Source organism: Rhodococcus sp. AH-ZY2 (assembly GCF_030916465.1).
GTDB lineage: Bacteria > Actinomycetota > Actinomycetes > Mycobacteriales > Mycobacteriaceae > Rhodococcus > Rhodococcus ruber.
This window is the reverse complement of sequence record NZ_CP126460.1, coordinates 223,174-235,196: the sequence shown is the minus strand read 5'-3', so window position 1 is coordinate 235,196 and position 12,023 is coordinate 223,174. Positions and strand designations below refer to the sequence as shown.

Annotated in this window: 10 protein-coding genes and 1 pseudogene; 7 read left to right on the top strand and 4 right to left on the bottom strand. The window is 63.3% G+C overall.

What is annotated here, in order from left to right; translation table 11 throughout:
* Window positions 1-23 precede the first annotated feature (23 nt).
* Window positions 24-731: a hypothetical protein gene (locus QNA09_RS28590; protein WP_064257648.1), complete on the top strand. Its 708-nt coding sequence runs from the start codon at window positions 24-26 to the stop codon at window positions 729-731.
* A gap of 564 nt (window positions 732-1,295) precedes the next feature.
* Window positions 1,296-1,703, top strand: coding sequence for a hypothetical protein (locus QNA09_RS28585; protein ID WP_308072595.1), 408 nt, complete (start codon window positions 1,296-1,298; stop codon window positions 1,701-1,703).
* 88 nt (window positions 1,704-1,791) lie between these two features.
* On the opposite strand, the gene QNA09_RS28580 is transcribed toward QNA09_RS28585, so the two are convergent.
* Together QNA09_RS28580 and QNA09_RS28575 are read right to left on the bottom strand one after the other, a co-directional pair.
* Complete coding sequence (locus QNA09_RS28580; RefSeq protein WP_064257650.1) at window positions 1,792-2,163, bottom strand: helix-turn-helix domain-containing protein; 372 nt, start codon at window positions 2,161-2,163, stop codon at window positions 1,792-1,794.
* The gene (locus QNA09_RS28575) at window positions 2,163-2,561 is read right to left on the bottom strand and encodes a hypothetical protein (RefSeq protein WP_064257651.1); all 399 of its coding nucleotides are present in this window, start codon (window positions 2,559-2,561) and stop codon (window positions 2,163-2,165) included. Before QNA09_RS28575 ends, QNA09_RS28580 begins: the two co-directional genes overlap by 1 nt.
* Before the next feature lie 153 nt (window positions 2,562-2,714).
* On the opposite strand from QNA09_RS28575, the gene QNA09_RS28570 reads away from it, so the two are divergent.
* Window positions 2,715-3,988, top strand: a protein-coding gene (locus tag QNA09_RS28570) for an IS3 family transposase (protein WP_156354424.1) whose coding sequence is annotated in 2 segments (ribosomal slippage) — window positions 2,715-2,994 and window positions 2,994-3,988 — 1,275 coding nt in all. Because the reading frame shifts where the segments join, the coding sequence is not laid out codon by codon here.
* 300 nt (window positions 3,989-4,288) lie between these two features.
* On the opposite strand, the gene QNA09_RS28565 is transcribed toward QNA09_RS28570, so the two are convergent.
* Window positions 4,289-5,683 (bottom strand): DUF4041 domain-containing protein, encoded by a 1,395-nt coding sequence (locus QNA09_RS28565; protein ID WP_064257652.1) that lies wholly within the window; start codon window positions 5,681-5,683, stop codon window positions 4,289-4,291.
* A 920-nt stretch (window positions 5,684-6,603) separates the two neighbouring features.
* Between QNA09_RS28565 and QNA09_RS28560 the strand changes: the two genes are divergently transcribed.
* From QNA09_RS28560 to mcrC, 3 genes are all read left to right on the top strand, one after another.
* Complete coding sequence (locus QNA09_RS28560) at window positions 6,604-7,176, top strand: hypothetical protein (RefSeq protein ID WP_219130582.1); 573 nt, start codon at window positions 6,604-6,606, stop codon at window positions 7,174-7,176.
* Window positions 7,177-7,426: 250 nt separating this feature from the next.
* Window positions 7,427-9,670 (top strand): AAA family ATPase, encoded by a 2,244-nt coding sequence (locus QNA09_RS28555; RefSeq protein ID WP_082921202.1) that lies wholly within the window; start codon window positions 7,427-7,429, stop codon window positions 9,668-9,670.
* The gene (mcrC, locus tag QNA09_RS28550) at window positions 9,667-10,719 is read left to right on the top strand and encodes a 5-methylcytosine-specific restriction endonuclease system specificity protein McrC (RefSeq protein ID WP_064257655.1); all 1,053 of its coding nucleotides are present in this window, start codon (window positions 9,667-9,669) and stop codon (window positions 10,717-10,719) included. The genes QNA09_RS28555 and mcrC overlap by 4 nt, the downstream gene beginning before the upstream one ends.
* Window positions 10,720-10,729: 10 nt before the next feature.
* Here the strand turns inward: mcrC and QNA09_RS28545 are convergent, their stop codons facing one another.
* Complete coding sequence (locus tag QNA09_RS28545; protein WP_156666277.1) at window positions 10,730-11,023, bottom strand: hypothetical protein; 294 nt, start codon at window positions 11,021-11,023, stop codon at window positions 10,730-10,732.
* Here QNA09_RS28545 and QNA09_RS28540 point away from each other — a divergent pair.
* Window positions 11,016-11,897: pseudogene (locus QNA09_RS28540) on the top strand (IS256 family transposase); the annotation flags it as partial. The gene QNA09_RS28545 and the pseudogene QNA09_RS28540 sit on opposite strands and share 8 nt — an antisense overlap.
* Window positions 11,898-12,023: the final 126 nt, after the last annotated feature.

Genomic DNA, 12,023 nt, shown 5'->3' with positions numbered 1-12,023 from the left:
GGGTAGTTGCTAGGTTGCCCGCCATGAGCGCACTCTCCGACTTCTTCACGCAGCCCGGCTTCTGGTGGGGCGTTCCCGCGGGCACCCTCCTCGGTGCGGTGGTAACTGGAGGATTCAACCTGGTCTCGACCAAGAAGAGCGACCTTCGCAAGATCGATCAGGAGAACGATCTCGACGCCCGAAAAGCGGAACGCGAGCAGGAGCAACGCAATCAGGCGATCGTCTTCGAAGCCGCCAGCAGCTACGCCACCACGGCATCAGACATGCTTCTCGCTGTCATCGATGAAAATAAACTCTTCAACTTTCTTCGCGACCAAGTGCTGTCCGATGCCGGAGAGATCGACCCAAATGCCATGGAGAAGATGGCGTTCGTGGAGACCCAGGTGACCGAGTTGAAACGTCTCGGTTTGTCGCTGAGCAACCTGAAGCTGTTCGCCTCCACTGAACTGCAGGATGCAGCAGTACGCGTCTTCGAGGCACTCCGGACGGTAGTCAGCCAGACCACCGAGCCGATGGCGAAGAACGCGGCGATGCAAGCCGCAGCGATCGAGCTGGACAAGTTCGTCAATGTCTTCCGCCAGGAACGCGGGCTACCCAAGTACGAGACTTCCGACGCGGCACGGGCGCAGGCAGGGTATGTCGAGACCTTAAAGGAACAGGTCGAGACGTTTCAGGAAGAAGCACGGCAACACATGCGTGCAGCAGGGTTCACCTCGACGCCGTGGGACTAACGAACACCCGCATTCAAGCTGCACGGCGCACCCCTTCCGCGGCAACGACGGGGGCATCAGTGCGTACCTCAGCTATCCAGCGCTCAACACCAACGCGCCCGCCTACACAGAAAACCGCCAACCTACACAGAAAACCGCCAACGTTCGGCAGGTCGACATCCGGGGCGTCGATATCGGCACGTCAATGTAGATGTCGTGATTCGGGTCATCCTCGGTGTTGGGCAGACGGTCCAGGCCGTACTGCTCCTCAAGCTCCCTAAGGCGCTCAGCTGCCTCCTGGGCTCGGCGTTCTTCATCAGTGCGACAGATCCTGGTGGCGCCGACTCTCATGTTCCATACAGACACTTCCGCACACCCTCGAGCGGATCGGTGCCTCGGTGGCCTCGGCCCGCTCCGCCGGTACCCGCCGCACCTACGCCCCGGTACGGCGGACATTCACCACCTGGTGACGAAGCGAGGGACACGCCGCGTTGCCGGCGCATCCGGTGACCCTCGCCGCATATCTGGTCTCCGCCGCCGACACCCTCACTCCGGACGGCACCCGCGCCTACGCCCCCGGCCACTTTGGCGCACCATCTCACGGCGATCGCGCATCATCACCGCGAAGCCGGACACTCCAGCCCCACCGGCGATGACCTGGTGCGGCAACGATGTCCAGGATCCGCCGCGACTACGCCCACCGCCGGAGACCGACCCCGCAATCCGCGGGCACCGCTACTCACCGCCGACGTCCTCACCATCGTCGACAAAGCCCGCTCGAGCTGCCGGAGTCGGGCCGATGAGGTTCTGGAACGCCGCGATGCCGCGATCCTGCTGCTCGGTTTCGCGGGGGCGGTCCGGCGCAGCGAACTCGTCGCCCTCACCTGCAGGGACATCGCGGTGCATCGGCTCGACGGGTTGCACATCCGGCTGCGCAAATCCAAGACCGACCAGGAGGGCCGCGGCACGATTCGGGCCCTCGCAGTGCACTGACGACTGACAATGACCGGCCCATGCGAGCAGCTGACAACCAGAACGAGACGGCGTCCCGGACGATGCCGTCCGGGACGCCGCTACCGCATCATGCGGGTGTCGATGACGCGAAAGTGTCGAGGTCGAGAGCGATCTCGACACCGTCCTTCTCCACGACGATCTTCGCGTGCACCGCACCGGTTGCGGCCAGGTACTGCCGCAGGGTCGAGAGCAGCAGATCATCCCGGTTCTCAATCCTCGACACTGTGCCCTGGTCGGTGTCGAGGATCTTCGCAACTTCGGTTTGCGTCAGGTTGCCAGCCTTGCGGATGTCCGCGAGACCTTGAGCATAGATCCGGTTGACCTCCGCACGTTCGGCCGCGTAACGGGCGACGTCGTCGGCGATTAGCGGGTCCGCGGCCAGTCGGTCGATACGGTCGTTTCCGCGGGTGAATCGGGTCCGGTCCAACGGTTCGGCCATCACTGATCTCCTTCTTCTGCCTGGAACTTCCATGCTCGGATCGCGGTATCGGCTCGGGGGCCGACACTGTTGTAAAACACGTCACCGATCCTCGACTTGTCGCCCGCAAACAGCGCCACCACCACGGTGTTGCTGTTCGGCGGGAACCAACAGATCAAGCGGAACGCAATGCCAGGGTCGAAAGGACGGGCTGTGCGCCACACCGGATACCGACCCAACTGACGTACCCGCTTGAGGTCAGGCTTGTCCTCGTCCGGAGGCCCGGGCAGATCCCGCAGCAGTTTCAGTGCGTCGACAGCCCGAGCAAGGATGCGCCGAGAATGCTCGTCACCTCCTCTGGCTTTGACTTCGATACGGTCGAGCCAGTCCCAGAACCCTTCCGGGGCATCTACGTCCACACCCCCAATATGGCATCAAAACCATATGTCGTCAAGGCCATACAAAGTGATGTGTCAGCCGCGACCTCGGCCCCAGATCAACACACCACCAGCAAGACGGGCTGATCCCTCCCGGGATTTCCGGAGGGCTCCTCTCAAGGGAGGATGAAACCTATGGCAGCAGGATCGAAGCGGTACTCGGCTGAGTTGAAGCGAGACGCCGTGGACATGGTGGCCCAGTTGGTGGCCCACGGGTCGGCGGAGTGGCCGGCGATGCGCAAGACCGCAGATCTGTTGGGGGTGACCTCGGCGGAGACTGTCCGTCAGTGGGTTCGTAAGGCCCCGGCCGCTGATGCGGAAGGCGCCTCGAGGGCCGACAACGAGGAGATCCGCAGGCTCAAACAGGAGGTCGCCGAACTCAAACGGGCCAACGGCATCCTGAAAGCGGCGTCGGTTTTCTTCGCGGCCGAAATCGACCGGCCACACCGGTAATTGTGGACTTCATCCGCACCCACCAGGGACATCGGGTGGGTGCGGATGGTCTTATCTGGGGTGTCGATTCGATGTGCGCCGTGCTCTCTGAGCACGGCTGGCGCATCGCCCCGTCCACATACTACGACCACATCAACCGCGGGCCGAGCGCCCGTATGCTCGCTGACGCGCAGGTCATCGATGCGATCTTCATGCTCCGCAAGAACAAACCCCTGACCCGCGTTCTGGGCTCACGAAAGACATGGATAATGCTGCGCAGCAACGGATTAGATGTCGCCCGTTGCACGGTTGAACGGGTCATGCGGGAGATGGGATGGCACGGCGCGATCAAGAAGAAACGGGTGCGCACGACCATCCCTGACGCGGCGGCCAAGCGGCCGACGGATCTGGTCGACCGGCAGTTTTATGCCGCGGCACCCAACCGCCTGTGGGTGGCCGATTTCACCTACTGCCGCACCGAATCCGGTTGGGCGTACACAGCCTTCGTGACTGACGTGTTCGCCCGCAAGATCGTCGGCTGGAAGGTGGCCACGGAGATGACGGTGAACTTGGTGACCGATGCGATCAACAATGCGATCGACAACAGAAAACGTTGCGGGGTAGTCGATTTGAGCAAACTCGTCCATCATAGCGACGCCGGATCGCAGTATACTGCCATCGTGTTCGGGCAGCGATTGGCCGAGGAAGGGATCGCGGCCTCTATCGGCACCGTCGGGGACAGTTTCGACAATGCCCTGGCCGAATCGGTGAACTCGGACTACAAGAACGAACTGGTCGACAACCAGCCCCTGTTCCATGGAGCCACTGAGTTGTCGCTGGGCACCGCCGAATGGGTGGCGTTCTACAACCGAGAACGACCACACAGCTACTGCCACGACCTCACCCCCGACCGGGCAGAGCAACTCCACTACGATCGCATGCGCACCCTCAATCCGGAGGAAGCGCTCACACCATGAGCTCTCCGGAAACGCCGGGAGGGATCAGGCCGACATCGCACCGGGTGCACACAAGGCGAACGAACCCCTCTGTCCAACCTGCCAGTGACGATGTCACCGCAGTCATCCCGGCACCGTCGCGCAGATCCGTCGGCGCCCGCAAACTGTAGACGAACAAGGGGCAGCGCTTGTCGTGAGTCACCATGAGCCTCACGGGATCGGGAGCTCTTGTCGATGGGTGTGCGTCGTCAATATTCCACGCACGCAGATGTATCCGAGCCGGCCCCAACTATCCGCCGGGGCCGCCCCACAGTCCACCGGTCAGAATGCGGCGTCCTTCTTCCCGATGCTGAGAAGGTATTCCTCCGCCTCGGGTTCGGCGGTGAACGAAAGCACCTCGCCGACGTGCCGACCTAGCACTTCGAGGACATCCTCGGGAGTGGCGTAGAAGAACTCGCGTCTCGGGTTCACCTTGTTGACCCGCCGTTCGGCGAATGCTTCGTGCAGTCTGGCTTCGACGGTCACCGCGTCCTCGGAGAAGAACAAGGCGTGCACGTCGAAGCGGAACGGCACCGATGCGTCACCGAGTTCACGCACCCTGTCCATCGGGTCGAGCCTGCGGGTCATCCCGATCTTGACCATGTTGATTCCGAAAGCGCCCATATTCGAGATGACGTAGACGTACCCGGCGCGGATGTTCGCTGCCCGATAGTCGACGTCATCGATGGCGCGCTGGACATCAACGAGCTTGGATCTCAGGCGTTCGGCAGCAGCGCTGTCGCCGTTCGCCTCCAACGTGGCCAAGGCCGATTGGTAGTGCGCCAATTCCTTGTCCAGCTTGGCGCGTTCGGCGGCCAGTTCCTGCTCGGCTTTGCGTTGCTCGCGCAACTCCTCGCGCCGCGCGCGTTCGGCTTCCTTTTCCTCCTGGACCTTCTGGTGGACATCGGCGGCCAGTTCGAGTTCCCGCAATCGAAGGCGGTGATAGTGATCTGTTACGCGTAGAGCGATCATCTGCCCCTGACGGGCAATCTGTTCGGAAGCCTTGAACAGTCGTGCGGACGCCGCCGCGAGATTTCCGGCCTTGACGGTCTTGACGCAGTTCTCCGCCTCGGCGTTGTAGGCGCGCAGCATGATCTTCGACATCTCCGAGACGAACTTTCGCCCCTGCGTTGCGGAGTTGTTGAACGTGAAGTTCGAGGTGGCGGTGATCGCGGTCTTGTCGCGCACCGCCTGTTTGATCGCTGCCTGCACGCGGGCGAGTTCATCCTTGAGCTGTACGGACGTTTCTGCCGGGTGGTGATACCGGTACAACGCCACGGTCTGGAGTTCTTGCTGACTGTGGGCTTCGACGAGTTCCGCTCGTGCTGCGGTGATCTGCGCGGCCAGGTTGGTGTGTTCGGCGCGCAACGCGGCAACCTGGTCGTTCAGGCGCGCGGTTTCGGCATCGAGCGCTGCTACCCCACCGAGCCCCATCTGATCGACCAGACGGCGCAAGCGATCCACCTCGGACTGCAGCTCCTGGGCACGCTTCTTCGCATTGAACAGCGTGATGCGCTGCTGCGAGGACTCCGGCGAGCTCGACGGCGGTAGGGACTCGGACGGCTGTACAGATTCCGGAACGAGCGGTTGGGTCGCAGAGGTCCACTGGGTTCCGTCCCACCAGCGCAGCTGCGCGGCGCCTTCGGGATCGGGATGCCATCCAGGTGGTGCAGTCATCGCCAACAGATATCAGATCCCACCGCGCTCGTGTCATCGGGGATATGCCATCTGCGTGGCATTTCGCCGTGCCCCACAGACAAGACCGGACAAATCCGGTAACCGTTCCGGACCGTCCGACGATCCACCGGATATGAAGACCGCGTTTCGACTTGCTGCCCTCGGGCTCGCCGCTTTCGGCGCACTCACGGCCTGCGGCAGCGGTGCCGCACCGAACCCCTCGATCCCGTCCCTGGCCAGCACTCCGAGCCACCACGCTCGCCGAGCTGGGACAGGTGCTCGGGCTCTCCCTCAGCGAGCTCGTGCGGTCGGTCCTGGGCCGAAACGGGGTGCGGGCACTGCCCGACGAGTTGATCGCCGAGGTCCGTGCCGCACGCATACCGGTCAGCGCGGTCCAGCGGTGGGTGTGTAGTCGGAAAACAGCCGGCGGTGGATCGCGTCCGTCATGTTCGGTCCGGGCGCGGTCTGCTCCGCCGTGGGGTCCGGCCGGCGCCGAGGCTCGCGCGGGTCACGGCGACGGTCGGATGCGTCGGTGCTGCGATAGTCCATGTGCCATCACGCTTTCTGCTCGATGAACGACGCGGAGGGAATCGGGGTCAGCATCGATGATGCCATCCCCAGCACCACACCGTCGTCGACCACGAGGCCGCATCCATCGACCCCGGCACCGAACCGCGCAGCGGAGAGCCGTCACCGGCGCTCGAATCACGTACGTCGGTACCGACGGAACACAATGGGGTTTCACCGTCGACGCTCCCGGCGGTGGTAGCGGTATCGCCCGGGCGAACGATGGCTCCATCGTCTACACGGTGGGAAGTTCGCTCTCACGTACGGGAGAGGTGGCGCCCGGCTGGGTGACTCGAATCCCTCCAGGTGGTGGTGCCGCCCAGATCCCTCTCGCAGTCCACAACCCCTGCGATGTGGCCACTGACAGCACCGAACTCGTGGTCCTCGACTGCGGGACCGGCAATGACGACGCGCAGGTCATCCGAGCGGACATCACCAGTGGCGACATCACTCAAACGGTCACCGGATTCGTACAACCACGCGGTGTCGATCTGGACCGGGCCGGCAACATCCTGATCGGGGATGCGCAGTTTCGGGACGGAGATTCGGCGGTTGTGACAGTCAGGCGTGATGGAACCCGCACCGAGACCGCGGTACCCGGGTTCGACCTGCTCGATGTCGCCGCTGCAACTGACGGATCGCCCGTGCTCGCGGGTGCAGAAGGCGACGCTCCCCGAATCGTCCGCCTCGGAGCAGATGGCACCCGCACTGCGCTGCCCTTCACCGGTGTCGTCTATCCTACCGGTGTTGCAGTCGGACCCCAGGATGCGGTCACCGTCTCGTATCTCGAGGGCAGCAGCACCACCTCCACCAGCCGTGTCGTGAAACTCGTTCCGGATCCCGCCCCCGAACCGGAACCAGAGCCGGAACCGGAACCCACCCCGGTATTACCGCCGATTCTCGGCAGCAGTGGCAGCAGCGAATAGCTGACATCCCGCCCTTTCCCGTCGTCGATCAGCATCGTGTCCTTGATCGACGACGGGCCAGCTGGTAGCACGATGCAGCTTTACGCAAAGTTTGGGCCGGAGTTCAGTGGAGAGCCCTTGCGTATCGGCTCGTTCGACCCCGTCGTCGACCAGAGCCCTGCGTCTTTGCCGCCGCGACTTGAGGTTTTCATCGCTAATCGCGGGGGGACGCCTATACCTTGCGCGGGTAACGATCGGGCAGACTGCAGACATGGCCAATGATCATTTTGATGTCGACTCAGAGTTTGCCCTCGAATCTTCACGGCCGGTCCCTGACATGAAGATCGCGCGCGAGATCGGCGAGGTGTTCACTCATATGCTCGGAGACGGTCGGTCCGTGATCGACCCGGCGACCACGATCTGGACAGCTGAGGCGGCAGAAGAACTTCGGGCCAGAATTGGGGACAACCCCATCGTCGGAAAGGACCAGGGCCAATGGGAAAAGCTCGACCGGCAACTTCAAGGAGCATCTCGTGAGGTCGTGCTCCTTGCGGCCGAACTCGTCTTCCTACGAGAGCACGCGCTTCGGTCGGCCCGCCCCGAGACACGCAGGGCCCATGTCGACCGGGTGCTGACGCATCTCGACTCCCCTTTGGCAATCCCGGAGCCAATGTCCACCTGGCTTGACCGCCCGGCCGGGACCGCAGGGTTCGACCCCGGTTCCTGGTACAACGGGGTACTGTGGCGACACGTCATTTGGGCTTCGACCTTCGTGCGCCACTGGACTGGCCTGTCGGAGGCCGAGCGCGAGTCAGCGCGGAGCGATCCGTGGGAGCTGCAGCGCGTCATGCTCGCCTCCGGTGACGACCGCTCCGACATCCGCAACGCCCTGCAGTTCCTTGCGCGACCCGATGTGTTCGAGCCGATCTCTTCGGCCTCGATGAAGGTGAAAATCCGTGATGGTCTGGCCGATCGAATCGGCGGGGCGTCAGGCGGCACCCCTGGCTCGATCGACCGCGATCTACTCGCGATCCGCGCCGCCCTCGCTCACGAGGTCGAGGGACCGTTCCACTTCTGGACACCTGGGGTAGCGGAGCTCTGGGACGCCTCCCGCGCTGAATCGACTCTCACAGACGTTGAAGTCGGTGAGCTGGTTGAGCCTCGTCCACGCCACTACTGGCTTTACTCCCCTGGGCCGCAAGCTTCGGAGTGGGAGGAGTTCTCGTCCAGCGGCATCATGGCGATCGGTTGGGACGAGCTCGACGACCTCGCTACGTACCCGAGTCGAGAGTCGATTCGACAGGCACTCGACGTCGAGGGGACCGGCGGGTCGTTGAGAAACGACGTTCTTGCAGTGTGGGAGTTCCAGAACGAGATCGCCGTGGGCGACATCGTCTATGCCAAGCGCGGGCGGCGCGAGATCGTCGGGCGCGGCGAGGTCACCTCCAGCGCCCGGTTCGAGCCGGGTCGCACCTCGTATCGCCATGTGCGCTCAGTGAAGTGGACCCATATGGGGTCCTGGGAGCACCCCGGGGATGCCGCAATCAAAACACTGACCGATATTACGAGCTATCACGACTACGTCGAGAACCTTGAAGAGCTCATCGCCGGCGAGGAAGAGCCGGAGTTGCTCGGGACTCCGACGCCACTTCCGGCTTACGACAAGACGGCATTCCTCAAGGAGGTCTATCTGCCGGAGGAGCGATACGAACGTTTGCGCTCTCTGCTGGCGCGGAAGAAGAGCGTCATCCTCGCTGGCCCGCCCGGTGTCGGGAAGACCTTCGCCGCAAAGCGCCTGGCATACTCGATCATGGGGGTGAAGGATCCGAGTCGGGTCCAGATGGTCCAGTTCCATCAGAGCTACTCGTACGAGGACTTCATGATGGGATACCGGCCCACCGAGACCGGTGGTTTCACGCTCACTGAAGGGCCGTTTTATCGCTTCTGCGAGAAGGCCCGCGCCGACGACACCGACCGGCCGTACTTCTTCATCATCGACGAGATCAACCGCGGCAACATCTCCAAGATCTTCGGCGAGCTGCTCATGCTCATCGAAGCCGACAAACGCGGACAAGACCTCCGACTGTTGTACAAGAACGAGACGTTCTCCGTCCCCACCAACGTCCACATCATCGGCATGATGAACACCGCCGACCGCAGCCTTGCCGTCCTGGATTACGCACTGCGTCGTCGCTTCGGATTTTTCGAGATGACCCCGGGCTTCCACTCTGCCGGATTCACCCGTTGGCAGCAAGACGCTGGAAGTCCCACCCTCGACCGCCTCGTCGAAGTGGTCATCGACCTCAACAAGACCATCGCCGACGACCCCGCACTCGGCCAGGGCTTCGCCATCGGACACAGCTTCCTCTCCAGCCCTCCAGAAGGCGCCACCGACGATGAATGGCTGTACTCGGTGGTCGAGGACGAACTCATCCCCCTTCTCGACGAGTACTGGTTCGACGAGCCGACCACGGCCGAGGAGTGGGCCAGCAGGCTCAGGGCCGCCGTCGCATGACCGAGAGGTCCATCGCTATCCGTAACGTGTACGTGATGATGGCCTATGCCTTTCGAGCGATCCGCAGCGAAGGCAACGACCGAATCGCGGCCGAGGCCTTCGACCATCTTCACGATCTGTTCGCGGAAATTCTCGTGCGTGGCGTCGGCACACAGGTCAAGCGCGGTCTTCATCGCGACTACCTGCACCGCAGCGAAGCGCTCGCCACCATTCGCGGACGTATCGATATCACTCGCACCGCAGCCACTCGCTCTACGTTCCGAGGAAGGCTGGTGTGCGAGTTCGACGAGTACGAGCTCGACACGCCCCACAACAGGGCGCTGAAGTCGGTCATCGTCCTACTCCTCCGCCACGGTGATGTCGCCGCGCCCCGCCGGGCTGCGCTGCGTCGGCTTCTGCCATACCTGGACGCGGTGACGCTGATCGCGCCGACATCGATCCGCTGGCGCACGCTGACCTACCACCGCGCCAACGCCACATACCGGCTGTTGCTCGGTGTCTGTGAACTGATCGTCCGCGGGCTCCTCCCCACACAGGATGCCGGAAGCACCAAGCTCACCTCATGGGTCTCGGACGACGCGATGAGCAGCTTGTATGAACGATTCCTGCGCGAGTACTACATCGTCCACCACCCCGAACTCTCCCCCACCGGCTCCACCGTCAAGTGGGACTACGACGATGCAGGCGCACTCGGAGCCGAACAGCTCCCGGCAATGCGCACCGATGTCACACTGCGGCGTGGACACCGGGCACTCATCATTGATGCGAAATATTACGGCCGATCGATGCAGGCCGGGATGTGGGGCAAGCCGACTGTCCACTCGACCAATCTGTACCAAGTATTGACGTACGTGAAGAACGCCGACGTGAACCGCGACGGCTCGGTCAGCGGGCTATTGCTCTATGCGCGTACCGAAGCACCTGCGCAGCCCGGACTGGACGTCGTCGTCCAAGGCAACCGCATCGGCGCTCGAACACTCGACCTCAACCGTCCATGGAACGAACTCAGCACTCAGCTCGAAGACATCGTCACATGGCTTCAGAACTAACACATTGTTCCTACAAGGACGTAATGCATCGAAGCTGACTTCCAACCCCGTATTTCCACCACAAAGAACTCTCGGCGGCGGCAGGTAAGGCGGAGAGCAGGGCACTGATCGACATCCACCGCGGGCTGACGTCATCGGCGCCGACCTTGTCGAACTTTGTGACACATCCGTACAGCGCACGAGCAATGATCAGAACCTGTGGATCCCGGGCGGGCGTGCCTTCCCGGAAGATGATCTGCAAGGAATCCGAATTCTGATCAAGACCAGCGTTGGCGCGCTGGCGGGAAGGCACGCCCGTGCTCACGGTAGTAGACAACAACGACGACTCCAACGAGACCCGCAATGCGGCCGGTGCGGGCCGGTCGTTGCTCGACCAGATCGTCCGCGACGGTGCCCGGCAGATGCTGGCCGCGGCGTTGCAGGCCGAGGTCGCCGACTATGTAGCCCGGTATGCCGGTGAGGTCGACGAACACGGCCACCGACTGGTGGTCCGCAACGGATACCACGCCGAACGTGAGGTCGTGACCTCGGCGGGTGCGGTGGCGGTGAAGGCGCCCCGCGTGAACGACAAGCGGATCGACCCCGATACCGGCGAGCGCAAGCGGTTCTCCTCGGCGATCCTGCCCGCCTGGGCTCGCAAGTCCGAGCAGGTATCGGAGGTGCTGCCGCTGCTGTACCTGCACGGCCTGTCAACCAGTGACTTCGGGCCGGCGCTCGAACAGTTCCTCGGCACCGGCGCCGGACTGTCCGCATCCTCGATCACCCGGCTCACGGCCCAGTGGCAGGACGAGGCGAAGGCCTTCGGCACCAGGGACCTCTCGCAGGTCGACTACGTGTACCTGTGGGTCGACGGAATCCACCTGAAAGTCCGCCTCGAGCAGGAAAAACTCTGCCTGCTGGTAATGCTCGGGGTCCGCGCCGACGGCCGCAAGGAACTCGTCGCACTCACCGACGGCTACCGCGAATCGACCGAGTCGTGGGCCGATCTGCTGCGCGGCTGCCGCCGCCGCGGGATGCGCGCCCCGGCGTTGGCGGTCGGCGACGGTGCGCTCGGGTTCTGGAAGGCGCTGCGGGAGGTGTTCCCCGACACCCGCGAGCAACGCTGCTGGTTCCACAAGCAAGCCAATGTTCTTGCTGCGCTCCCGAAGTCGGCGCATCCGGGCGCGTTGGCGGCGATGTGATGGCGCTCTTTGATCCTGCTCAGACCTGCTCACCGAAAGTGCTCACCCGTGTGGCTCCGCCGATGAGGGCGGGTCTCCTTCGATGCTGGTGGTCTCTGACCACGCACCAGCACCCCGAAGGAG